General features: G+C 37.3%; 25 protein-coding genes and 1 pseudogene. 3 read left to right on the top strand and 23 right to left on the bottom strand.

Annotated elements, in window-relative coordinates; translation table 11 throughout:
- Positions 1 to 8 precede the first annotated feature (8 nt).
- Positions 9 to 374 carry a cupin domain-containing protein gene (locus tag IGI58_RS12680; protein ID WP_429953124.1) on the top strand — a complete coding sequence of 122 codons (366 nt, stop codon included), beginning with the start codon at positions 9 to 11 and terminating at the stop codon, positions 372 to 374.
- Positions 375 to 472: 98 nt separating this feature from the next.
- Here the strand turns inward: IGI58_RS12680 and dltD are convergent, their stop codons facing one another.
- The 7 genes from dltD to IGI58_RS12645 form a co-directional block, all read right to left on the bottom strand.
- Positions 473 to 1738 (bottom strand): D-alanyl-lipoteichoic acid biosynthesis protein DltD, encoded by a 1266-nt coding sequence (gene dltD, locus IGI58_RS12675; protein WP_429953125.1) that lies wholly within the window; start codon positions 1736 to 1738, stop codon positions 473 to 475.
- On the bottom strand, positions 1738 to 1974 hold the full coding sequence (gene dltC, locus IGI58_RS12670; RefSeq protein WP_087639402.1) for a D-alanine--poly(phosphoribitol) ligase subunit DltC: 237 nt from the start codon (positions 1972 to 1974) through the stop codon (positions 1738 to 1740). The genes dltD and dltC overlap by 1 nt, the downstream gene beginning before the upstream one ends.
- A 25-nt stretch (positions 1975 to 1999) precedes the next feature.
- Entirely contained in the window at positions 2000 to 3205 is a 1206-nt protein-coding gene (gene dltB, locus IGI58_RS12665) for a D-alanyl-lipoteichoic acid biosynthesis protein DltB (protein WP_429953126.1), read from the bottom strand.
- Entirely contained in the window at positions 3202 to 4713 is a 1512-nt protein-coding gene (gene dltA, locus IGI58_RS12660) for a D-alanine--poly(phosphoribitol) ligase subunit DltA (protein WP_429953127.1), read from the bottom strand. Before dltA ends, dltB begins: the two co-directional genes overlap by 4 nt.
- A gap of 17 nt (positions 4714 to 4730) precedes the next feature.
- Positions 4731 to 4880: a teichoic acid D-Ala incorporation-associated protein DltX gene (locus IGI58_RS12655; protein WP_225532870.1), complete on the bottom strand. Its 150-nt coding sequence runs from the start codon at positions 4878 to 4880 to the stop codon at positions 4731 to 4733.
- Between the two features lie 357 nt (positions 4881 to 5237).
- Positions 5238 to 7289 carry an FtsX-like permease family protein gene (locus IGI58_RS12650; RefSeq protein ID WP_429953129.1) on the bottom strand — a complete coding sequence of 684 codons (2052 nt, stop codon included), beginning with the start codon at positions 7287 to 7289 and terminating at the stop codon, positions 5238 to 5240.
- Entirely contained in the window at positions 7279 to 8046 is a 768-nt protein-coding gene (locus IGI58_RS12645) for an ABC transporter ATP-binding protein (protein ID WP_429953130.1), read from the bottom strand. Before IGI58_RS12645 ends, IGI58_RS12650 begins: the two co-directional genes overlap by 11 nt.
- A gap of 309 nt (positions 8047 to 8355) precedes the next feature.
- On the opposite strand from IGI58_RS12645, the gene nrdD reads away from it, so the two are divergent.
- Together nrdD and nrdG are read left to right on the top strand one after the other, a co-directional pair.
- Positions 8356 to 10548, top strand: a complete 2193-nt coding sequence (gene nrdD / locus IGI58_RS12640; protein WP_087639397.1) for an anaerobic ribonucleoside-triphosphate reductase — start codon at positions 8356 to 8358, stop codon at positions 10546 to 10548.
- 139 nt (positions 10549 to 10687) lie between these two features.
- Positions 10688 to 11290: an anaerobic ribonucleoside-triphosphate reductase activating protein gene (gene nrdG / locus IGI58_RS12635; RefSeq protein WP_429953131.1), complete on the top strand. Its 603-nt coding sequence runs from the start codon at positions 10688 to 10690 to the stop codon at positions 11288 to 11290.
- Between the two features lie 186 nt (positions 11291 to 11476).
- Here the strand turns inward: nrdG and IGI58_RS12630 are convergent, their stop codons facing one another.
- The 16 genes and pseudogenes from IGI58_RS12630 to tmk all read right to left on the bottom strand — a co-directional run bounded on the left by IGI58_RS12630 (position 11477) and on the right by tmk (position 25534).
- Positions 11477 to 12892 carry a cryptochrome/photolyase family protein gene (locus IGI58_RS12630; RefSeq protein ID WP_429953132.1) on the bottom strand — a complete coding sequence of 472 codons (1416 nt, stop codon included), beginning with the start codon at positions 12890 to 12892 and terminating at the stop codon, positions 11477 to 11479.
- 63 nt (positions 12893 to 12955) lie between these two features.
- A complete protein-coding gene (dinB, locus tag IGI58_RS12625; protein ID WP_087639390.1) occupies positions 12956 to 14080 on the bottom strand; it encodes a DNA polymerase IV in 1125 nt (374 codons plus the stop codon).
- Between the two features lie 39 nt (positions 14081 to 14119).
- Complete coding sequence (locus IGI58_RS12620; RefSeq protein WP_429953133.1) at positions 14120 to 15097, bottom strand: HD domain-containing protein; 978 nt, start codon at positions 15095 to 15097, stop codon at positions 14120 to 14122.
- Between the two features lie 123 nt (positions 15098 to 15220).
- Positions 15221 to 16072 (bottom strand): aldo/keto reductase, encoded by an 852-nt coding sequence (locus tag IGI58_RS12615; RefSeq protein WP_429955296.1) that lies wholly within the window; start codon positions 16070 to 16072, stop codon positions 15221 to 15223.
- Entirely contained in the window at positions 16059 to 16523 is a 465-nt protein-coding gene (locus IGI58_RS12610) for a MerR family transcriptional regulator (RefSeq protein WP_429953134.1), read from the bottom strand. The genes IGI58_RS12615 and IGI58_RS12610 overlap by 14 nt, the downstream gene beginning before the upstream one ends.
- A 14-nt stretch (positions 16524 to 16537) precedes the next feature.
- On the bottom strand, positions 16538 to 17119 hold the full coding sequence (locus tag IGI58_RS12605; RefSeq protein ID WP_429955298.1) for a histidine phosphatase family protein: 582 nt from the start codon (positions 17117 to 17119) through the stop codon (positions 16538 to 16540).
- Between the two features lie 95 nt (positions 17120 to 17214).
- Positions 17215 to 17720: pseudogene (locus IGI58_RS12600) on the bottom strand (transposase).
- A 164-nt stretch (positions 17721 to 17884) separates the two neighbouring features.
- Positions 17885 to 18226, bottom strand: a complete 342-nt coding sequence (locus tag IGI58_RS12595; protein WP_225532864.1) for a P-II family nitrogen regulator — start codon at positions 18224 to 18226, stop codon at positions 17885 to 17887.
- Positions 18227 to 18237: 11 nt separating this feature from the next.
- Entirely contained in the window at positions 18238 to 19455 is a 1218-nt protein-coding gene (locus IGI58_RS12590; RefSeq protein ID WP_429953135.1) for an ammonium transporter, read from the bottom strand.
- A 241-nt stretch (positions 19456 to 19696) separates the two neighbouring features.
- Positions 19697 to 21178, bottom strand: a complete 1482-nt coding sequence (locus IGI58_RS12585) for an SdrD B-like domain-containing protein (protein ID WP_429953136.1) — start codon at positions 21176 to 21178, stop codon at positions 19697 to 19699.
- A 231-nt stretch (positions 21179 to 21409) separates the two neighbouring features.
- A complete protein-coding gene (gene rsmI, locus IGI58_RS12580; RefSeq protein WP_225532861.1) occupies positions 21410 to 22273 on the bottom strand; it encodes a 16S rRNA (cytidine(1402)-2'-O)-methyltransferase in 864 nt (287 codons plus the stop codon).
- 117 nt (positions 22274 to 22390) lie between these two features.
- Positions 22391 to 22747, bottom strand: coding sequence for a DNA replication initiation control protein YabA (locus IGI58_RS12575; RefSeq protein WP_087639381.1), 357 nt, complete (start codon positions 22745 to 22747; stop codon positions 22391 to 22393).
- Entirely contained in the window at positions 22740 to 23579 is an 840-nt protein-coding gene (locus tag IGI58_RS12570; protein ID WP_087639380.1) for a PSP1 domain-containing protein, read from the bottom strand. Before IGI58_RS12570 ends, IGI58_RS12575 begins: the two co-directional genes overlap by 8 nt.
- 14 nt (positions 23580 to 23593) lie before the next feature.
- Complete coding sequence (gene holB, locus IGI58_RS12565; protein ID WP_429953138.1) at positions 23594 to 24544, bottom strand: DNA polymerase III subunit delta'; 951 nt, start codon at positions 24542 to 24544, stop codon at positions 23594 to 23596.
- Position 24545: 1 nt separating this feature from the next.
- Entirely contained in the window at positions 24546 to 24875 is a 330-nt protein-coding gene (locus tag IGI58_RS12560; protein ID WP_069662228.1) for a cyclic-di-AMP receptor, read from the bottom strand.
- A 14-nt stretch (positions 24876 to 24889) separates the two neighbouring features.
- Positions 24890 to 25534: a dTMP kinase gene (gene tmk / locus IGI58_RS12555; RefSeq protein ID WP_087639378.1), complete on the bottom strand. Its 645-nt coding sequence runs from the start codon at positions 25532 to 25534 to the stop codon at positions 24890 to 24892.
- Between the last annotated feature and the right edge of the window lie 22 nt (positions 25535 to 25556).

The raw sequence follows: 25556 nt of genomic DNA, 5'->3' as shown, positions 1-25556 counted from the left end.
ACAAGTGTATGAAGTATACAGCTATTGATTTAAAACAAAAATTAGCTCTTTTTAATGAACATTGGTCGCCAAAAGTCATCGCAGAAATGAATGATTATCAATTTAAATTAGTGAAAATCTTGGATCGTTTTGTGTGGCATCAACATGAGGACACAGATGAAGTATTTTTAGTTTTGGATGGAGAAATGACTATTGAATTTCGAGATGGAAAAGTTGAATTAGCGCAAGGACAAATGTTTGTTATTCCAAAAGGAGTGGAACATCGACCTTTCTCAGAAAAGGAATGTCAAATTTTGCTGATCGAGCCAAAAGATGTGGTCAACACTGGCGATAACAGTGGCGAGCTGACAGCAGAAAATGATGTTTGGATTTAACTTACTTTTGCTTATAAAAAAGAACGAAGAATGAAACAGAGCCATTGCTGCGTTGTTTCATTCTTCGTTCTTTTCTATTCGGAGCCTAACATTTGTTTCTATAAATCAGCTGGGTCTTGTTCCTGCCATTCCTTTGAATAAAAGGCTGGATTCAGCTGATAATTTGGTGTAGTTACTTTCTTGTCTTCAAGAAATGGCCGAATCCGCTGATCTGCTGCTAACCAGCCGCGCCAGCCTAAATGAATCGTATCCGCCATGAAATATTGTGTGTCGCATTCCTTTGAAAAATCAGCAATATTCGTAAATCCCTGACTTTCCAGCTGATATTTCACTTTCTTAGAAAAGCCCTGCAGCATTTCCTGAGACAAACCAGTAAAGTCTGTCCAGCGTTTGTTGACTGGCGGAATAATGAATAAAACCTCTGCATTGTCTTGCGACAATTGACTCAAAGCTAACTGTAAGTCTGAATATTCCGGTGAGGAAAGGTAGTTCCAATTCTTTTGAGAATTTTCTAAATGATTTAATTTCTTCTTCACGCGCTTTGTATAAAAAGGATTAGCAATTTCAAACGGGTTATTACTTGTTGCTTTTCGTCCGATCGTAATCGCTAGATCATCAAGTGCCTGTTCATCATAGACATTAGGCAGATGTTTCTCTGCTTTTTCGATGGCTTGATTTTTGCTGACCATCCCAATTTTACTAAACAATTCATCTTCTCTTGAGAACATATTCAGCATCAATTCAATATATTTTTTATCAGAAGTATCCGGCAACTCTCCTGCTCGGATATCGGACAATGCGCTTGTTAAGCGTTTATCATCTCTTACCTTGGGGAAATCTAATAAACGCTCCGCAAAATATTTATCATCTTCTGTAACTGTCTTTAAATCACTCACCCACTGATACGTCTGTAGTTCTGAATAATAAGCATTGAAATAGTCATTCGTCACTCCTTGCTCAACGAACCATTGAGGAGAAAGGATAAAAACTACCTTTTTATGCGAAAGATTTTTTCCCATCGACTGCATCATCATGGCTTGCGTCAATGACTGCGTACCTGGCGCTCCCAATAAAAACGGCCGATAATCTCGGTCATATTTTTCCGCCAAGACAGAAGGATGAAACGGACTGATCCGGCTCAGTTCAGAAGAACCGAAAAATGGGACGTATTCCTTTGAGCCAATCGCTTTATTTTTGATTGCATCTCCTTTTAAAACATTCGTCGCCATCGATGTAGATGCATCAGCTAAAACATGCTTGCTATCTACATCTATTTTGAACGGCGCAAAGAAAAATACAGCCAAAAGAACCGCGGAAACCAGAATCGGCCCAATGATTCCCAAAATCTTTTTTTTCATTGTCATTACTGTAATGCTTTCACTTGTTCAATGACTTTATTAGGTGTGTTCCACAATTCGCGGTCAAATTCTGAAACAGGGACTTGTACACCTAATTGTCCTTCGATTTCGACTAACAATTGAACCGTTGCTAATGAATCCATCAGTCCTTCGTCGAATAAATTTACCTCTTTATCTTCTTTTACCTCATCCGTACCTGTGATTTCTTCTAAAATATCTAAAACTGTTTCTTCTACATTCATGATCCATTCTCCTTTAACTCATATTTTATTTGAAAAATAACGTATCCAAAAATCCTGAAAAAATCAGGAAACTGAAACATACTGCATTAAATGTTAAAAATACTGCCAATGCGTGCGTAAACTTATTGGATGGGATATTTTCTTTGTGTTTTTTCTTAAAACGCAGCCAAGCATCCGTCACACAAATCAATGTTGCATGATATATACCATAAGCTAAATAATACCAAGTCAGTCCATGCCAAACGCCCATCAGTAAAAACAAAGCGAAGTATCCGACATTAGAAGCAACGATCCGACTCTTAAACACTTTCTTTTTTATCAGTGTAAACATCAAGCGCATATAAATATAATCACGGAACCAAAAAGATAAAGTCATATGCCAACGATTCCAAAATTCTTTGATATTCCAGCTCAAGAAAGGTTTATTAAAATTGACTGGCGTATCGTAGCCCATCAAATAACTTGTCCCAACTGCAAACAGGCTATAACCAGCAAAATCAAAAAATAGATACATACTATAAATATACATGTACGCAACCAATGCCCAGGAGAAGCCGCCATTTTTTTCAGCTATTTTAGCTGCAACAGGCATCAAAACCTGACCAAAATAATACCCGATAATAAATTTGTATAAAAAGCCTAGGAAGAAATTATGGATTCCTTTTCCTAAAAAATCAACATATTTTTCAGGTGCTGGCGGATTTTCGACATCTTTCTCAAAACGGCGATACCTGTCAATAGGGCCAGAAGATATCGTTGGGAAGAACAAAAGGAATTGGATGTATCGAAACACATTGTACTCCTTGATCGAACCATCCCGCATTTCCATGATGATTTGAACAGATTTAAATGTCAAATAAGAAATTCCCAAAAAGCCCAACAATGAGGCATGACCTGATACAAACGGCACTACTTTAACAAGTACTAATGGTAAGATGGCCAGAAAAACAGCTAAATAGAAAGCCCATGCGGCGTTTTGTTTTTGTCGATAATGAAAATAGAACCAAACCAAAATCGTTTGCCAAATCACATAACCGATCAAGGCAACGCCTTGCTTCCAATCCTCTCCGCCAAAGCTCATATACAAGAAAAATAGTGTAACGAGCACTTGATACCATGACCAGCGCTTTCCTTTGATCAATAAGGTCAAAATCATTGGCAACAGTGCGACTAGCAAATAAATAAAATAGAGCGGATTCGCGTAGGGAATCATATGCGGAAAGCCCATCATGTTACATTCACCTCATTCATCAATCCCTTACGATCGATCTTTCCATTGGGAGTCAGCGGCAACTGCTCCACGTAAACAAATTTTTGTGGAATCATATAATCCATGACCGTTTGACCTAGTTCTTCTTTGATTGCTTTTGTTAATTTGAATTCTTTTTCAAATTCATTTGGATGAGCAACGACAAACGCAACTAACTGCTGGACTTTATGTTCATGATATTTTGGTACGACTGCAGCTTGTTTTACGTAGGAAACGTTAGCCAGATGGTGATCGATATCTTCAAGCTCAATGCGGTAACCGTGCATTTTTATCTGAAAATCGATTCGTCCGTCATAGATCAGCATGCTTTCTTCCAGCTTTCCAGCGTCGCCTGTACGATATGCAGGCTGGCCTTGATACTCAAAAAAGGCTGCTTCTGTTTTTTCTTTGTTGTTCATATATCCTTTAGAAACACTTGGTCCTGCAATGATGATTTCTCCTACTTCGCCTTCTGGCAGTTCAGTATTTTCATCCATAATATATACGTGTGTGTCTTCTTTTACATATCCGATCGGTATTCGATCATACTTTTCTAACAATTCTGGTGTAATCTCAACTCCGGAAATAGCCACAGTTGCTTCCGTTGGCCCATAGGTATTAAAAATATGAGCATCTGGAAAACGCTCCAGTAATTTTTGCGCAGTTGCTTTCGGTAACTCTTCTCCGCAGAATAAGAAAATTTTCAGACTCTTTACATTTTTTTGTTCAAAATTTGGTTCCATCAAACAGATATCCATGAATGAAGGAGTCGAAACCCAAACCTCTATCTCTAGAGTCGGAAGAACCTTGAACAGTTGTTTAAAATCGGTGATGATTTCTTTCTTCATTGGCGTCAAAGAGCCTCCTGAAACTAATGCAGGATAGAGGTCCATCACCGACAAATCAAAGGAATACGGCGCTTGCGATAAAAAGCGCATCCCTTCAGTGATGCCAAAATCTGCCAGCTCCCAGTTTACAAAACTCAATAAGTTGGTGTGACTGATTTGAACCCCTTTAGGAATACCTGTCGTTCCAGAGGTAAAAATAATATAGTAGGTTTGTGATCCTTCAACTGGTCGAAGCGTGTCTGCTGAAATAGAAATCGTATGCTCTTCCTTCACTTTTTCTAAAGAAATAATTTCAGCTTGGGTCGCGATGTCCGGCCAGTCTGCTATAGAAAAGATCAACGCTGGCTCCGCAACATCTAAAATCATTTCGATCCGTTCAGCCGGTGTATGAGCTTCGATCGGGATGTAGGCATGACCAGCTTTAGAGGCGCCAAGAAAGCAGGCTAACATATCAAATTCTAGTTCCCCATAAACAACAACAGGACGAGAGCGTTCTATGTTTTGCTGTAAATATCCAGCAACAGCATCGGAGTCTCTTTTTAATTCTCCGTAAGTATATGTTTGATCAGCTTCAATATACACAGGTCGATTTGGCTCATTTATTCCCCAACGATCGACTGCTTCAATAATATCAGTAATCATGTTGAAGTCTCTCCTTTCTAAAACTCATTATAAATAAATGATCCACCATCAATATTTTTATAATGATACAAGTAAATCAGCATCAATAGTATGCCAAAATAAAAAATTGTTTTTCCGATAAATTTGCTCCAATATTGGACATTGGTCCTATTCAAAAATTCTTTCAATTTTTAGCCCTCCTAAACAGTCACCTATCACCTTTTTTTGTAAGGTAATTGTAATAAAGTAAAATGAAAAAAGAAATCCAATTTGCTAACAAATAACTGTTTTTTACTAACAGTTTTGTCACTTCCATAAAAAAAGGGTGGACAAAAGTCATAAGCTTTGCTCCACCCTTGATTGAGTATTTGGAAACGTTAGAAATTTATTTTTTAGCATCATCATTTTTTTAAGAAATCATTAAGGTTATTCGAATTTTCTTAGTTATATTAAACACATTTACCTATTATATACTTGAATGCCTAGAAAATGAAGCACAGTTTTATTTTATTATCCTTTTTTAACCTTCTACTACATTCATTTATTTAATCTTTCTCAAGTACGATTCGAATATAAATCGCTGAAGTTAAAAAATAATACGCTAAATATATTAAAATCAACAGACCACAAGATAAATAGGCTAACCAATAGCCTGAACTGGTAACGATTTTACTAAAAACATAAATAGCAAAGCTCGCATGGAGAACGCCAATGATCATTGGTGGAAAAAAGATGATGCTATTTTGTTGATAGACAAGTTTTCGAATCTCTTTTTCAGAAATTCCGATTTTCTTTAATAGCTCATAGCGCTCCTTTTCTCTTTCAGCTTCCGAAAACTGATGCAGCATCAGAATACTCCCTGTAATGATCAATGCTAAGATTCCCAAAAACATAGCAACATAGATAAATAAGCCCATCTCTCTTCTTTTGTATCTCAAATCAGAAAAGCGACTGGTATAATTTAATTGCCAATACTCTTGCTCGTCTGAATCAGGCTGACTTGTTTTTGAAGTGTAACCTTCAATTTTCTGATTTTTCCACTGATAATTATAATAAACAGGTGCGATCCATTTTGGTTTTATTTCTTCAGCTATTTTATCAGAGAGGGCCTCTTCATTTTTCGACTCTACATTTATCGCATATAATGAGTAGCTGAGCCCTGTATTGATTTTGTTGAACTCTTCGTCTGAAATAATCACTGTTGGAAAACCATAACGAAGCAAATCCTGACCTAAATAATCCGGTCGAACATCGGCAATCTGAAATCTGGTATTCTCGGGAAAAATAAAGTCAGAATCATAACGAATAACGCCAGCCAATGTGTTTTGAATACTATCCAAAACAACCAGATCGGTCGGATGTTTCAAGTCGATATTCTTTAAGTAATGGTTATATTTTTGAAATTCATGGTAATTTGAAAGAGCCATTATATTGACTGGGCTTAAATTACTTTGACTCGCATCTTGACCAATCTTAAGACTATATCGGCTGCCGATCAGCTTATAATTCAATTCTACTTGCGATTTTATTGAGGCATCTGGCTCATTTTCGATTGCCCCCACTATTTTATCAAGATCATCCTCCGCTACGATATAGTCATTTGGAGCAACAATGTTCACAGAATTCATGCCGATCGTATAAACAGAGGCTGAGCCTCCGATCATACCCAATGCAATGGCAATAAAAATCGTGACTGCAAAAAGCGTATTGCCCACTCTTGTCATATGAAGCTTTGTATTTCCAATAGTAACCATATTCAAATTTCGATAATAAGCTGAGCGATTTTTTGTAAATAAATAAACCACTAGATGCATCGTATATTTAAAAAATAGAAAAGTACCAATACAGCAAATTGCTAAAATAACTAGAGGAGCAATAAAAAAACCGCTAAATCCCAGTGAAGTTTTCATCAAAAGTGCAATGAACCGCACAATATTATAGGATAAAAAATAACCCAAAAGAATCAAGAACGCACCGAAAACACCAAGCCCCGCTTTAAATCCGGATAATCGACTAGAAGTAGCGAACCGTTTATTTTCAGGTGTCAGTAAATTGGTCACCTGATACAGATAAATCAGCCAAGTACTTCGAATCGATACGGCCAGTAACATAAAAACGAATACAACGCTCGTTTGAATCATCGAAGGAATCGAGATAGAAAACAAGCTTTCTACCTGTATAAACATCGCTTTGGCAAGAATCATCGAAAAGAGCTTCGAAAAAATCACACCTAAAAACAAGCCGGTGATCAAGGAAATAGCGCCTAAAAATAATGTTTCAATAAAAAACAATAAGGATATCTGCGCCTTTTTCATTCCAACCAGCTGATACAGCCCGATCTCTTTTCGACGTTTCAATAAGAAGAAATGATTTGCTGCAAACATAAAACCTAAAATCATGATAACAATCAAGACACCACCTAGATTCATTGCACCATCTATATGGATTTCCTGCCCTAGCCGATTCGTCAATGAACGATTGTATGTAATTGCGCTAAAACAATAATAAACAACTACCGCAAACGTCATACTGACAAAATAAACTAAATAATTCAAAAATTGCCCTTTAAAATTTTTCCAGGATAAGTTAAAAATCATTGGCACGACCACCTCCGCCAATCGTGGCCTGCATATCGATCACTCGATTGAAAAATTCCTTTCTCGATCCTTGGCGTACGACTTCTGAAAAAATCACCCCATCTTTGATAAATAAAATACGATTACAGTAACTTGCCGTATAAGGATCATGCGTCACCATCATGATCGTTGCATCATCTTCAACATTCATATTCGTCATATATTGGAGCAGCTCCGCAGCCGACTTAGAATCTAGTGCGCCGGTAGGTTCATCCGCAAAAATCAATTTGGGCTCTGTGATCAATGCTCTAGCTGCAGCAACCCGCTGCTTTTGACCTACCGAAATCGTATTAGGATATTCTTCCAATAATTGCTCAATTCCCAAAATAGTAGCCACATGGTTCAAACGCTGCTCCATATTTTCAAGCGGTATTCGATCGATCGCTAACGGCAATAAAATGTTGTCTTTCACATTCAACGTATCCAGCAAATTGAAATCCTGAAAAATAAACCCTAATTCTTTGCGGCGAAAATCGCTGATTTGATTATTTCGCATTTTTAAAATATCCTGACCATCGATCTTAACTGTGCCAGTCGTTGGCAAAGCGATAGTCGAAATCGCATTCAGCAATGTTGACTTCCCCGCTCCGCTTGGTCCCATGATCCCAACAAATTCGCCTTGTTCTACAGAAAAGGAAATATTGTTTAGGACCTGAACCTTATTATTTCGATAGCCATAAGATTTACTTAGATGATTCACTTCTAAAATTTTTTTCATCTGATTCGCTCCAGTTTATTCATTGTCCTTATTCTACCAATTTTTTGAACTGGTGAACATCGATTCCTCTTACAATTAAGTAATGATAATAAAATGTTTAGGAAGTATTTATTTTTCCTGACAAAAAGTTGTGACACTTTCCACAAACCTTTTAGGCAGTCGTTTTCATACTTTTTTCATTTTCAATAAACACTATATATAGTTGTTCAATTGATAAAAAATAAAAAATAGCCACTATATATAGTTGAAACTTTCGATAATTTGATTTATGATAGGAAAGGAATAAATCTATGAGGAGATGGGTTATAAATGATGGAGATTAAGCAAGCTAAAAATGACGTGGGTGCTACTGATTTACCTTTGCATACGATGAAAATTATCAAAAGAGATGGACGTCTAGTTGATTTTAATGACCAGAAAATTTATGATGCTTTGATCAAAGCTGAACAAAAAATTCGTGGTTCATTAGACCCCCTTGCTCATGAGCGCATTCAGGAAATCGTGGAACGAATCGATCAAGAAATTGCGGAACGTTTTGCAGATAATGTCAAAATCTATGAAATTCAAAATATCGTAGAACATATTTTACTTGCTAAAAATGAGTACGAGCTTGCAGAAGAATATATCAATTACCGTACACGCCGTGATTTTGAACGCAGCAAATCAACAGATATCAATTTTACGATCGGTAAATTGATCAATAAGGATCAAACGGTCGTCAACGAAAATGCAAATAAAGACAGCGATGTATTCAATACACAGCGTGATTTAACTGCAGGGATCGTTGGGAAATCGATTGGATTGAAGATGCTTCCTCCACATGTGGCAAATGCCCATCAAAAAGGAGATATCCACTATCATGATTTAGATTACCATCCATATACCCCAATGACAAACTGTTGCCTGATCGACTTTAAGGGCATGTTGAATAACGGCTTTAAAATTGGTAATGCAGAGGTTGAATCGCCTAAATCGATCCAAACAGCGACTGCTCAAATTTCTCAAATCATCGCTAATGTAGCCTCAAGTCAGTACGGCGGCTGCTCAGCTGACCGTGTAGATGAGTTGCTTGCTCCTTTTGCAAAATTAAATTATGAAAAACATTTGGCAGATGCGAAAGAATGGATCGACGGCACTGAACGCCAAGAAGAATTTGCCAAAGCTAAAACGCAAAAAGATATCTACGATGCGATGCAAAGTTTAGAATATGAGATCAATACACTGTTTACGTCAAACGGGCAAACTCCTTTTACTTCTTTGGGCTTTGGTTTGGGATTAAACTGGTTTGAGCGTGAAATTCAAAAAGCGATCTTACAAATCAGGATCAATGGATTAGGTAGTGAAAAACGAACAGCGATCTTTCCTAAGTTGATTTTCACATTGAAACGCGGTGTCAATCTAAATGAAACTGATCCAAACTATGATGTAAAACAATTAGCGCTGGAATGTGCAACGAAGCGGATGTATCCAGATGTTTTGAGTTACGATAAAATCGTTGAATTGACTGGCAGCTTCAAAGTACCTATGGGTTGTCGTTCTTTCCTACAGGGCTGGAAAGATGAACATGGAGAAGAAATCAATGTCGGGCGTATGAACCTTGGGGTAGTTACGTTGAATCTACCAAGAATCGCAATGGAAGCAAACGGCGACTTAAATAAATTCTGGACACTTTTAGAAGAACGTTTAGGTATCATGAAAGACGCTTTAGTCTATCGTGTGGAACGCTGTAAAGAAGCGATCCCAGCCAATGCACCGATCCTTTATATGTATGGCGCTTTTGGGAAACGTTTATCTAGAAAAGAATCAGTCAATGAATTATTCAAAAACAAACGTGCAACCATTTCATTAGGTTACATTGGTTTGTATGAAGTCGCTGCTGCTTTTTATGGTGGCGATTGGGAAAACGATCCTGAAGCAAAAGATTTCACGCTTGCAATCTTGAAAGATCTAAAAGCCCATGCCGATCAATGGGGCAATGATTATGGTTATCATTTCAGTGTCTATTCTACGCCTAGTGAAAGTCTGACTGACCGTTTCTGCCGCTTGGATGCTGAAAAATTTGGAGTAGTAGAGAATATCACCGATAAAGAGTATTACACAAATAGCTTCCATTATGATGTACGTAAAAATCCAACGCCATTTGAAAAACTAGATTTTGAAAAAGACTATCCTCAATATTGTTCTGGTGGTTTCATTCATTATTGTGAGTATCCTGTCTTACAACAAAACCCTAAAGCTTTAGAATCAGTTTGGGATTATGCTTATGACCGAGTTGGTTACCTCGGAACAAATACACCGATCGACCATTGTTATGAATGCGGCTTTGAGGGAGATTTCAATCCAACTGAACGAGGTTTTGAATGTCCACAATGCGGCAATCATGATCCAAAATCTTGTGATGTTGTAAAACGGACTTGCGGCTATCTTGGTAATCCACAAGCAAGACCGATGGTTCATGGACGACACAAAGAAATCTCTTCACGAGTGAAGCATATGAAATAAACCATTCAGCTAAGCAATTGGAAAAATAGTCTCACCTTTTCAGTTGTTTAGCTATTTATTGTACTTCTTATTCATAATCGTCATTTAGATGAACTACTATGGAAATGTTGTTTACTTTTATTTGAAAGAAGGAACTATCATGAGAAATCCTAAACCTCAAGAGTGGCTAGCAGATGAGCTTAGTCAAAACTATGTTGCTGATTACAAGGCATTCAATTTCGTTGATGGCGAAGGAGTTCGAAATAGCTTATACGTCAGTGGCTGTTTGTTTGCTTGTGAAGGATGCTTCAATCAAGCCGTGCAAAGTTTCCGGTATGGAAAGCCTTTTACAAAAGAGTTAGAGGATAAAATTATTGAAGATCTCTCTCACGATTACGTTCAGGGATTGACTTTATTAGGTGGGGAGCCTTTTTTAAATACACAGGTTTGCTTAACTGTTGTCGATCGTGTTCATAAAGAATTTGGTTTAGCTAAAGATATTTGGTCCTGGTCCGGCTATACCTTTGAAGAACTGCTGCTGGAATCTCCTGATAAATTAGAGTTACTGAGTAAAATCGATATTTTAGTCGATGGACGCTTTGAGCTATCAAAAAAGAATTTGAACTTACAATTCCGAGGAAGCAGTAACCAGCGAATCATCGATGTAAAAAAATCCTTAGCTTGCGGCCAAGCAGTCATTTGGGATAAATGCCATGATGGAGAACAGGCCTATGAGCAAATCAAAAAATCTGAATTGATATAATTCACTCTAGCTAAAAAAAGTGCGGAACAAAACTAAAAATCGGTTTTGTTTCGCACTTTAAAACACAATGATCGATGCCAAAAGTCAGATTCTTTGGCGATTTTCCAAAGGGACTGGGTTGTAACTCGTGGAGTTATATCCCAGTCCCTTTGAAGTTGAACACTTCTGTCCCAGCCTTCATCTCGTTTAATGATTTTCCTTAAAGAAAGTAAGGATCTCTGCCCGCATTTTACTATGGTCAACAATCGGTTTCGGGTAGTCTTTCCCGATGAAAACATTGAGTGATTCTTGTAATTCTTTCGGCATTTTACTCGGTTCATGAATAAATTTATTAGGAACTTTGTTCAATTCTGGTAGATATTTACGGATAAACTCTCCTTTAGAGTCAAATTTTTCACTCTGAGTCGTTGGATTGAAAATCCTAAAATATGGAACCGCATCTGTCCCAGTTGAAGCGGCCCACTGCCAACCGCCAATATTGCTGGCTGCGTCATAATCGATCAATTGTTTTTGAAAATATTGCTCTCCTAACCGCCAGTCGATCAATAAATCTTTCGTTAAGAATGATGCCACGATCATCCTCAAACGATTGTGCATCCAGCCAGTTTGATTCAATTGGCGCATAGCTGCATCTACGATCGGATAACCTGTTTCACCTTTTCGCCAACGCTCAAACAACTGCTTATTGTACTGCCATTGGAGCTGACGATACTGTTCCTTGATTTCTTGTTTCTTTTGATCAGGGTTCGCAAAATAAATCATATTATAAAAATCTCTCCAGCAAAGTTCAGAAATAAATGTTTGCCGACCATCAGAATCTGGCTCAGCAATAACTGCCTGCCAAACTTTTCGAATAGATAATTCTCCTGTTCTTAAAAATCGTGAGAGCTTACTTGTCTGATCTATAAATGGATAATCTCTATTTTTTTCATATGCATGTAATTCATTTTTGATGAATGCTTTCAAAACTTTTTCTGCATTGGCTTCACCACAATCATAAGTAAAGGGTAAATCTATCTTTTCTACTATTTCATTAAATCTATTTTCGCCCTCAAGAAATAACGAATGGGATATTTTTGAAAACGTACGATCGATTGTCGATACCTTTTCATACGCTTTTTTTGGTTGATTTTTCCAGTTTCGATAATAAGGTGTGAAGACTTTATACTTTTCTCCCGTAGGCTTTTTGATTTCCTCAACACCATGCAGATGGCTATCCTGATAAGCATGAACTTGGATCTTCTGCTTTTTAAAGAAGTCCGTCATTTTTTGATCCCGCTTTCGACCAAAGCCTCGCTCATCTTTATTAAAAAAAATAGTTTGCCAATCATGAAAAGCAGTCTTCGACTCTGAAAAATTCTCTTCTGGATCACCATATAAAAAATGAAGCGGAATTTCTTTTGTTTTAAGCTGCTCACGAAATGCTTTTACACTAGAAAAGAATGCATCATGATTATAGCTATTCGGGATAAACTGTGCTGGATTCAATTGAAAAATACAAATAAGCTCTTCAGTTGCAGCTGTTTGTTCTAACAGTTGGATAAACGCTGTATTGTCATCTAAGCGCAGGTCTTTTCTAAACCACATGATTGTTTTGCTCATCTATTTCCCCTACCTTTATTCTTGAGTGTAGCATAAAAAGAAGAGTAAAACGAAAGCTTCGCTTTATTCTTCTTTCTTTTCCCATAAAGGTAAAATAATATTTTCATATGCCATAGGATCTAGATTGGTTAGCGTGATACCCAATAATCGAATCCCTTGTTCTAAGCCTAAAATTTCTTCCCATATCAAATTCGCTTGATAAAATAGTTCTTCTTTTGTTGAAATATACTCAGGTAATGTTTGCCTTCTCGTCACGGTTGTATAATCAGTATAACGAACTTTTAGAACGACCGTTTTCCCATGCTTTTGAACATGCTCCAAGGACGCTTCCACCCGTTCTGCCAACTGCCTCAATTGAGCTGTCACTTGCGCCTGTGTGGTCAATGGCGTGCCATAGGTATGCTCTTTGCCAACTGATTTACGGTCTCTCGTGACATTGACAGGTGAATCATGGATCCCACGAACTTTTCGATAGAGTGAATACCCCATTTTACCAAACTTGCTGATCAGTTCCATCTCATCTTTTTCGTATAAGTCTGCTCCAGTAAAAATACCTAATTCATGCATTTTCGGTACTGTCTTTTTGCCAACACCATGAAATTTTTCAATAGGCAGTGCTTTTAAAAAAGCTTCTGCATCATCCGGCATCACAACAGTCAAGCCTTTTGGTTTTTGAAAATCTGAAGCTAGTTTTGCTAAGAATTTATTGTAACTGACACCTGCCGAACAAGTTAAATGCAGCTCATTCCAAATATCAAACTGTATTAGTTTCGCGATCTTGATCGCTGATTTACTATTGATTTTATTGACGGTGACATCAAGATAAGCCTCATCGATCGAAACAGGTTCAATGACATCCGTATATCTCCGGAAAATTGCACGAATCTGCTGAGAAATTTCCGAATATTTTTGATGATCACCTGCTTTAAAAATAGCCTGCGGGCAAAGTTCAAAAGCTTTTTGTGCACTCATCGCTGAATGGATACCAAATTTTCTTGCTTCATAATTGGCTGTCGTCACTACACCTTTTCCTCCTGTATCACTGGGATGACGGGCAATCACGAGAGGATGACCAACTAATTCAGGATGATCACGCTCTTCAACTGAAGCGAAAAAAGCATCCATATCGATATGGATAATCTTACGTGATGTATCTTTTCGTAAAGGGAAACGCAATTCACTGATCATCAGTCTATCCTCCTTTGGTCAAATTCACTCAAGCAATCATCAAATCAATTTAAGATAGATTCCCTGCTCACTATCCGAACGCAGCTGCTCTACCTTGCTCCTTGCTTTTTCAGATACAGTGGATGCTGAAACTAATTGCTTATCTCTTATAAGAACAGGGTCTACGATTCGTGTCTTCTTTTTTTGATAGATATCATAATTATCTTCTTTCTTACAAACAACATAAGAAGCTGGTGCTTCCATTCGCTTTATCAAGGATTGAATCACTTCAGAGTCTATCCTTCTGATTTTTTCGATAAACGCTGTGTCTGTCACCATCAAGTCCATCATCGTTATCATATCCTCGGCTAAACCGATACGAATGATCTGAGCCATCCATTCATAACTGCAAATATTCCGAGGATCATAGAAAAAGTCGATCACAACTTTATGGTATTGATCGATAAACCAAACAGCCCAGTCGATCGATCGTAAGGTGATTTGCCCGTCATCGATCTGAATATCTTCGATGAATTGTTTTATTTCATAAAGAGGAACATCAAAATAACGGTGTACCTCCCTAAGTGTATAGTCTATTCGATCACAGCACAGTCTTGGTGCTTCTTGCTCTAGTAGTGTCCATTTTTGATCGTCAAATAAAATCTGTTCATAATCAAAACCATATGCCTGCAATAACTTAGGTAATTCTGAATGTTCCACCAAATCTGCCTTGATTTTTTCATGATAATCATCTGATTCATTTTCCAAAGCAAGATCGATCACGTGAGAAAATGCTGTATGCGAAACATCGTGAAGTAATCCTGCTATCTGTTCTTCCAACGTACCTCCTAGTTTTCTGATCAATAGCATTACACCAACAGAATGTTCATAACGTGTCTCATTCCACAATGGATTTTGTAAATAGGCTGGGCCAGCCATATGTACATCTTTTAAACGCTGAACCTCATTTGACAAAATCAGCTGTTCTAGAACTTCTTCTACTTCAAAATGTCCATACAAAACGTCTCCGATTCTCATGAATTATCCCCTGTCTACATTTTCATTTATGTCTTTATTATATACGAACGTTTGTTCATTTACAATCACTAGAATTGTCCAATTAAGTGCAACACATGTAAAATAATAAAAATGTTTATATTTTTATTTATCTAGTTTTCTACCTGCCATCCATTTGATCATTTTTGGATCTGCATGTGAGAAAAATTGGCTTTCTCCTTCGTTCAGGGTTGCAATTTTTTGCTTATCATCATCAGATAGGGAGAAATCAAAAACATTTAAATTTTCAATCATTCGTTCAGGTTTTATTGATTTAGCAAGAACAACAATTTCTTGTTCTAACAACCAGCGAATGATTACTTGTGCCACTGTCTTATTATATTTATTTCCAATATTCATAAGAAGTTCATTTTTAAATATATTGTTTTTACCTTCAGCAAAAGGAGCCCATGCTTCTGGAAGAATGCCTTCTTCCTTTAGTGCTTGGATATTTTCAATCTGTTGATTGAATGGGTTGATTTCTATTTGATTTATCTGTGGAGTGATCTTGTTGAACTCGGATAGATCTACTGCTCGATCAACAGCAAAATTAGATACGCCTATCGCTCTGACTTTCCCGCTAGCTTGTAATTCTTCCATTGCACGCCAAGCACCATATACATCATTATAAGGTTGGTGTAATAACAGTAAATCTATATATTCCATTCCCAGACGATCTAAAGATTCTTGAAAGGATTTCATAACACCTTCATACGATACATTTTCGACCCAAATTTTAGTAGTTACAAACAGCTTATCACGTGAAATTCCAGACTTAGCAATACCACGACCAACGGCTTCTTCATTCATATAAGATTGCGCCGTATCGATATGACGATAACCAGCTTGAATAGCCATATAAACTGCTTCTTCTGCTTCTTTTGGATCTGTTATCTGATAAGTACCAAAGCCTAATACAGGAATAACCACTCCATTATTTAGTTTAATTGTTTGCATCATTTATTTCCTCCGTTTCATTTTTATTGTCCTTATTTATATGCTTCATTGTCCAAAGTTCCTCTATATCATCATCTGATATATTTCCAGCTCTAAACTTTGCAATATGTTCATCATAAGTTGTGATTTTATATTGAAGCAACTTACGAACTTGTGTAAGTTCTTCAATTTTCTCATCTAACTCTTTTAATTGATCTTTTAGAATATCCTTTTGAGCGAGTCGCTCATCGCCTTCCAATTGAGACAGCGTGGCAAACTCAATCAATGATTCAATGGATAACCCAGCATTTCTTAAACTCCTAGCAAGAAAAACCCAATTCAAGTCTCGCTTTGTAAATATGCGATAACCATTTTTGTCCCTTTTAACTGGCGGAATCACTCCTACACGTTCATAATAGCGAATTGTTTCAACTGTTAAATCGAACATATCCGCCACTTGTTTTATATTCATTCTAATAGACCCCTTTACTTTAACATAGAGAAATCATGATTAATGATTTCTTTTAAATAGAATGTATCCTTTTCAAAATTGAACTTCAAAATACAACAATTTCCGATTCGCTCTTTTTGATCTATGTTGCTTGTATGTTGCCATTTCCGCATAAATTGACGACAAGAAGCTCCATGAGAGACACCTAAAATAATTTCTCCAGAAGTCTGTTTCATCATTGTAAGTAAACTAGAAGAAACCCTGTCTTGAAAGTCTTGTTCACTTTCTCCACCATATGAAACAAAGAAGTCTCCATATGGAAGTGGTGGGTTTAGATATTCATGCTCAGCTTCTAAATCACCAAAATTCCACTCTTTAAGCCCTTTTATACGGTTATAAGAGGTATCAGTAACTAATTCCAAGGTATCACATGCCCGCTCAGAGGTAGAGGAATACGCATCATCAAAAACGATATTATTCTCTTTAAAATAGTTTCTTGCAATGAGTGCTTGTTTCTTTCCTATTGATGTAAGAGGAGAGTCACACCAACCTTGGATTTTTTTCTGTCGATTAAACAGCGTTTCACCATGTCTCATCAAATATAATGTTTTCACTATGCCACCAACTACTTTCTTAAATATATCTTCCATGTACACTTATTGTAGACTCTGAAGTTCACTTTATAGCAAGAGAAAAATTTATCTAACTAGTATTATTGAATTAAACATAATGATTTATCATGAAATATCTCATAAGGCGTTCTCCAGTTCAAACATTTTCTAGGACGATTGTTTAATTTATGAATGACGGATTCAATATACTCTTCTGAAACTGGAGTCATATCCGTCCGTTTCGATAAGTACTCCCGTATATTAATCCATTCGTATTATCATTAGTCCCACGTTGCTATGGAGACCAAGGATCTGCAAAGTAACAATCAATACCGCATAATTTAAGGAGTTTGCGAATGGTTTCTTTATAAGGTGATTGATCCAAGATTCTCTTTCGCCCGCATTTCTGCTTGTTCATATGATACGATTTTTGCGCTTGAGAAGGTGAATATGCTTTAAACTTAGTAGTATTCCTTTTAAGCTCTCTCATAACAGTAGAAGGGCTTCTTTTGATTAAGCGTCCGATTCTACGAATAGTAAAACCAAAACCATGATAGAGAAAGATCATTTCACGCTCACGTATCGTAAGGTATGTATATGAAGTCATTGTTAAATACCTCCTAGTCGATATAATTCGTCAACACCATTATAACAAGATTTTCCACCCTCAATTCCTGGTGTTGCACTTAAATTATACATTCTAGTCAAAATCGACTGCTTAATAAGTGGAAAAAAACAGAGCAATCTTTTCAGAATGCTCTGTTTTTTAAACTATATTGCTTCTTTTCCTCGCTCACCTGTTCTGATTCGAATAGCTTCTTCTATTGGAGAGATAAAAATTTTCCCATCCCCAACTTCTCCTGTCTGACAAATAGTCAAGATCAATTGAATGATGTCTTCTACTTTTTCATCGAAGACAACAAAGCTAACATTTATTTTAGGTAGAAGAGTGGTAATGATTTCTTGTCCACGTACATACTCTTTTAATCCTTTTTGATTGCCGCATCCCAATACTTGTGTGACAGTCATTCCTGTCGTATCCAACTTCTGATCTAATGCGAGTTTCAATTCTTCTAACTTTTCTTGCTGAATGATGGCTTCCACTTTTTTCATTTCTTTTCCTCCTATGAATCTAATCCCATAAACGTAGGATATGCTGTTTCATCATGCTCGATCCGGTCTAATCCCAATGCCTCTTCTTTAGCTGAAACACGAATCGGCATAAACAGCTGAATTCCTTTGATGATCAAAAAGCTGGCTGCTCCTGCAAATATCAGCGTGAAGACGATACTAGCAATCTGTGCCATAAATAATTCTGTTCCGCCATAAAGCAAGCCTGTTTTGCCACCAATCGCCGGATCAGCAAAAATTCCTGTCATGATCCCGCCAAATACACCACCAACACCATGACAGCCAAAAGCATCCAACGCATCATCATACCCAATTTTATGTTTGACAAAAGAAATGAAAAAATAGCAAAATGGACTAACTAATGCGCCCAATACAAAAGAACTCCAAAGAGAAACAAAGCCAGCTCCTGGTGTGATCGCAACTAAACCAACGACTGCTCCTGTACAAGCACCAACAACTGTTGGCTTACCAATTTTCCACTTCTCTAAAAGCATCCATGACAGCATCCCGCTTGCCGCCGCAGTATTAGTTGTCAACATCGCATGAATAGCTAAACTATCAGCTGCTAAAGCAGAACCCGCATTGAATCCGAACCAGCCAAACCAAAGTAAACCGGCTCCTAAAACAACGAAAGGAATATTGTGCGGTCTATATTCCGTTTGATGATATTCACGACGCTGCCCTAGAACTATTGCTAAAACTAAACCAGAGATTCCCGAGCTGATATGAACTACATTTCCACCAGCAAAGTCGATCGATCCGATTTTATCTAAAAATCCTCCGCCCCAAACCATGTGAGCCATCGGATAATAAACGACAAGCGACCAAATCCCAATAAATAAAAAAATTGCTGAAAAACGCATTCGACCAACGACCGCTCCAGTAATAATTGCTGTTGTGATCAGAGCAAACATCATTTGAAAACCAGCGAATAATGCCTCCGGAATTTTTTCTCCTTCTGTCAGCGATACATGGTTAAAGAATAGCTTGTCAAGATTCCCAATAAAATCATTTGAGCCGCTAAAAGATAAAGAATAGCCGATCATCACCCATAATACTGAAGCCAGTCCCATTACACAGATGACCATCATCATCGTATTCAAAATATTCTTGCGCCGTTCCAAACCTCCGTAGAAAAAAGCCAACGCAGGCGTCATCAAAAAAACCATACCCGAACATATCAAAATAAACGCAATATTTCCTGCCTCCATATTAAACCCCTCCATCAATAAATTAAGCCAACCTTCATTTAGCTTTATCGGTATTTTAGCATCCTTGTTTTCATTTTCCTATGAAAATATCTTGAAAATAAAAAATAATTTGATTTTTCTGACAATTCACGTGATGAAAAATGACATCTATACCAATAGAGCGATTTCACCAAAAATAAGGACTGAAATGACAATGATTTCAGTCCTTGTTTTTTTGTGCCGAGATATTTTATTTCTCTAATTAATTGATGATACCGATATCTTGTCTTAAACTAGCGTTTCCTGAAGTTCCTTCTATATAGTATTCACCAATGATATTCTTGTCTGTTAATGCTGCTGGTTTATCTACAGTCATTGCTGTCGTGCTCGTTAGGTTTTCAGGGATTCCTAGATAAAGAGTTTGATCATAAGGTAAGTTGATCAATTTGTATTCACCGATGCTAGCTGGTGTTTTCACAGTGCTCAAAACATTTCCTTTAGCATCATAAATAGTTAGATCAGTCGATTGTAGTCTTTCTAATAGATCTTTTTTACCATTTTTATTCTTATCATTAAATGCATATCCTGATAAGGTTGCATATTTTTTGATGCCAAAGAAAAACTGATTTGTACGTTTGAATTTCAGACCTGTCAAATCATAGCTATTTCCGAAATGATCTACTTTGACAAAGCGCATCGCAGGAATCTTATTAAGTAACGTTTCAATTGCTCGTAACTGATTGGTCGTTTTCGTGATCACGGCAGCATTATCTTCTCCACTGATCTCATTATAGTTGATTTTATCCACTTCATCAGCTATTTTTGGTAAGATCGATGCTAACAGATGGATATATTCATTATCTGAATTTGTATCGATATCACCTGCCGCGATCAATTCCGGATCATTCAAAATCGCCTCGATATCCCCACCTTGTATAATAGCCAACAATGCATTGATCTTGGTGATGTTACCAACCATCGAGGTCAAAGTCAGATCGAATGGAGAGCGAATAATAATATATAAATCTGAAGTGACATCCGGCATATTTATGAGCTGACCATTTTTTGTCGTTCTAAAATAAATCGCATCTGAGATGTCGAGATTGCCTCCTAGAGCACCCGAAAGTAATTTGGATACATCCAAACCATCAAGTTCTTTATTCTTGATAACTTCAGAAAAACGACGAACATTCAAAATGATTATTGTTTTACCATCCATAATTGCTTCTTCTGGATCCATTAACCCGTTCCAGTTTTTATCTTCAAAAGGTAAAATTTCTAAATTGGTCACACGCTTTTGCGGAAGGTCGATTGTATATAATAATTTAGAACGATTTGTTGCATCTATTTTAGCGATACCACTGGTTTGAATACCAGCATCATCTAATACATTTTGAGCAAAGTTGACCGGACGATAAGCCTTGTCAAAGTCGTAACGGATATAATAATTTCCTCGTTTTAGTTTACTAAAGCTAAACATACCTACTGCATTCGTATTAGTCGCACTAATGACATTTTGATCTTGTTGTGCATCTACCAATGAATGATACAAACGAACCTGTTGTTTTGGAACTGTGATCTCAAAATTTTTCAGCTCCATCACACCATTTTCATTGATATCTTGATAAACAGAACCTGTAATTGTATTGACTGGTAAATCAAGTTGAGCCGCTTCCGTTGTTTCCCCAAACACAACAATGCCCAAAATCATTAGAATTAAAGTAACTATTCTTTTCTTGTCCATCCTTCTTCTCCTTTGTTATTCTCAGCATATTTATCAAGCTTTTTTCTTTTAAAAAAACTTAATACCCTATTTTACAATAAAAAAAAGACGTATTGTATCATATTTTTTTCAGAAATGATAAATTCAAGAGAAAAAAATGGGACAAAAATCAAAAAAATGATCGTTGTTCCATTTCATAAATTATAGAAAAAGAAGAGAAAAGACACGCTACTAATTAAACTCTTCTAAATTTTAGTTAATATGATATTCCTTATAGACCTCTTGCTTTTTCAAGTTTCTTTGTTTCGCAACTTCTTTGATCGCTTCTTTTGAAGAAAGTCCTTCATCGATCAAAAGTTCGATATGTTCTTTGATCGATAAATGAAGCTCTTCTTGGTCAAGTGTTTCTCCAGAAAACCCTTCTACTAATAGACAGCATTCTCCTTTTAAGGTGTGATCAGCCAAATAATCTCTTAATTCAGCTAACGTTCCTCGTAGATATTCTTCATGAAGCTTTGTCAATTCACGGCAAATCACAGCCTTCCGTTCCTCTCCAAAAACTTCTGCAACATGCTTCACTGTGGTTGCGATTCGATGAGGAGATTCGTAAAATATCTGTGTTGGACGATCCTGCTTCAGCTGCTCTAAACACTCGAGCTGTTCTTTTTTCTTTCTAGGCAAAAAACCATAAAAAGTGAACGGTTGTGGAGATAATCCTGATGCGATCAGCGCTGTGATGCCAGCTGTTGGACCAGGGAGTGCAATGACTTTAATGTCATTTTCAATACAAGCAGTCACTAATTCATGACCCGGATCACTGATGGATGGCATCCCTGCATCGCTCACTTGTGCGATCATTTCCCCAGAAGCTAAACGTTCAATGAATTGCGGAATTCGTTCTTTATAATTATGTTCATGAAAACTGATCTGAGGAGTAGAAATCTCAAAATGATTCAATAACTTCTGTGTATTTCTGGTATCCTCACTCGCAATGATCGTCGCTTCTTTCATAATATTGATACACCGAACACTCATATCTTCTAAATTTCCAATAGGGGTCGGCACTAAGTAAAGCTGCCCCTGATTAGCTGAATCAAAACTTTTTTGCTTTTGCATACATTCTCCTTTTACACAAAAAAGGTGGGACAAATGTTTCACTCCCAGCCTCTTCAAAGTCTAAAAGTGCAAAACAAATGTACATAACCACTGTCCTACACTTTCCATGTCAACTCTTTATTTGTATCGTTCACCATAAATAACATCTAAACAAAAAGCACACTCTTCATCGTTTTCACGACGAGAACCATATAAGATATTACACACATGAAACCCTTCTTCATAAAGCTTTTCTAAATTCATACGAGATTTAGATAGCTCTTGTTTTGCTGGATCAGTAAGATCATCAGTATTTTCTGAAAGCTTCGTGACTTCCTGTAAATGCTCACGTAATCGCTGATTCTCTATCTCAAGCGTTGTATTTTTTTCGACTAGCTCATGAAGTGCTTCTTTGATTTCGGATAATTGTCCCAAAGTTCCCTGTAAATCTGTTTCAAGAGAACTCAGTCCATCGTATAAAGAACGCTTATCCATTCTGATCACCTTTTTCAGCTTGTGCTTTTTCTGTTGCTTCTTTGATTTCTTCATAGTCGTATTCGACGGCCGTTTCACGTCCGACTAAACGAACTTTGATAATTCTACTTAAAAGATTCAAACCGACTACTCGGCCTTTGCCATCTGGTGTCATGACATCTTTTCCATAGTCAGGCAATTCTTTTTTCGCTGCTTCATATTCATCATTTTCGTATTTCAAGCAACACATCAAGCGCCCGCATAAGCCAGAAATTTTTACAGGATTTAAAGATAGTCCTTGATCTTTTGCCATTTTTATCGAAACAGGCATAAAATCACCTAAAAAAGTTGAACAGCATAATTGTCTGCCGCATGGACCGATTCCGCCTAAAATTTTCGCTTCATCTCTAACACCGATCTGACGCAATTCGATCCTTGTACGGAAAATTGCAGCTAAATCTTTGACTAGTTCACGAAAATCGATTCGTCCATCTGCTGTAAAATAGAAAATCATTTTGCTACGGTCAAATGTATACTCGACACGAATCAATTTCATCTCTAATTCATGCGCACGAATCTTCTCTTTCGCCACACTTAGTGCCGCTTGTGCATCATCCACATTTTTTTGTTCTTTTTCTAAATCAGTTTCTGATGCTTTATTTAAAATAGGCTTCAATTCTTCCGGCAAATCTTCCGGATCGACCGTTTTTTTAGGTATCGCAACTGTGGCCAGCTGTTTAGACTGCTGTGATTCCACAAGAACTTTATCATTGTAAAAATACTCTGATTTTCCAGGAGCAAAATAATAGATGTGACCAGCTTCACGGAAACGAACTCCTACTACTTCTACCATTTTCTTCCTCCTATTTATGTTTTAGGGTGGATCATTCGAATCACTAATTGCTCACAAACACTTTGCCAACTGACATTTGCTTCCCATTTTTGGCGTGCTTTTAAAATCAGCTCGAGCCGTTGTGCCTGTTGTTCGATCACACGCTTGAGCTGTTCCTTAGAGACACTGTCAGTGAGTTGTTTGCGGTAAAAAGCAAGTAGTAAATCAAAACTCAATGCTTGCTGTTCTTTTTCTTTAAAGACTTTGACCATCTTTTTTTGAACATATACAAAGGCCTGCAGATCATCTTTGATCAAGTAATCAAACCATTGCTGCATAATTTCCCTAGCTTCATTAAACCATTCATCCTTGGATAATTCAACTGCTTTGTCAAAACTATTTGTGAGTTCTGCTAAAAGAGCTGCACTATTTTTACTGATACCTGTTTCTGTCAATGTATGAATCAATTTTTCTTTTACAAGCGGTTGAAAATGCAGTACCTGACAACGGGATTGAATGGTTGGTAAAATTTTTGCTAATGAAGTTGTTTCTAAAATCGCCAATATTTTCCCTTCCGGCTCTTCCAAAAATTTTAACAAACTATTCGCTGCGCCAATACTCATCTTATCTGCCTGCTCGATCAAAAAAACCTTTTGCGCTGTTTCCACACCGCTTTTACTGAACTCTGCTTTTAATGCTCTGATCTGATCGACCTTGATCGTTTGACCTTCAGGAGCTACACGCAACACATCAGGATGTTCATTGTCATTGATCCTCAAACAATTATTGCATTGATTACATGGAGTACTATCTATTAAATTGGTACAAAAAACATGTTTAGCCATCCACAACCCGAATTCTTTTTTACCAGTTCCTGTATCCCCTTCAAAAAGATAAGCATGGGCAAGACGACCATGCTCAAAGCTTTTTTGAAGTTGTTGGTAAAGCAACGGCTGCTGCTCACTTAAATATTGTGCTTCGTTCATCTTAATATTGGTGGAATCCTTCTACTGGGAGTACAAAGACTGTTGCTCCTCCAACCTCGACCTCTACAGGATAAGGTACTTGACCATCCATCGTAATATCTAATGTCACTGGTGTTGACACATATTGTTTACGAGACTGGCAGGTTTGTTTGATCAACTCTAATGCTTCTTCTACACGCTCATCATCGATACCAACGATAAATGTGCTATTTCCAGCTTTCAAAAAGCCCCCGGTCGATGACAACTTCGTTGCACGAATATTCGCATCGATAAACTCATTGGCTAAACGGTTACTGTCTTTGTCTTGGACGATCGCTAAAATAATTTTCATAGTCAAACACCTTCCTAAATTCTAAAATATTCTGGGTAACGAGTTACAATTGCCTGAAAAGTCGCTTCGACAACATTTTCTAAGCTCATTCTAGCATCGATCTTGGTGATTCGCTGCGGATTTTCTTCAACTAACTTCAAGTATTCATGACGCACACGCTGATGAAATTCCAATCCCTCGGAATCCAATCGATCGATCTGCTGTTGACGATTATTCCTGATTCGGTTCAAACCTGTATCAGAATCGACATCCAAATAAATCGTAAAATCAGGAACTGTTCCTTCGATCGCAAACTCATTGATCGAGGCAATAGCTTCAACGCCGATACGGCGGCCAGCTCCTTGATAGGCTAATGAACTGTCTACAAACCTGTCGCATAAAACGATCTTGCCAGCTTCAAGCGCAGGCAACACTTTCTCCATCAGATGCTGACGTCTAGCTGCTGCGTAAAGCAACGCTTCTGTTCGTTCATCCATCTCTTGATTTTTTGGATCTAAAATGATTTTGCGGATCTTCTCAGCTATAGGAATGCCGCCTGGTTCTCTTGTTTTGATGATACTTTTTTCTGCTGCCAAATCCAATCTTGGATATAATTCATTCAAGACACTTGTTTTTCCAGCGCCATCTGGTCCTTCGATCGTTATAAAAATACCTTGCACTTTACTAATCCCCTAACTTACT

The organism is Enterococcus sp. AZ020 (assembly GCF_050499205.1).
Taxonomy (GTDB): Bacteria; Bacillota; Bacilli; order Lactobacillales; family Enterococcaceae; genus Enterococcus_L; species Enterococcus_L dunnyi.
Note: the sequence above shows the minus strand (reverse complement) of the source record. Positions and strands in the feature narration are given on the sequence as shown.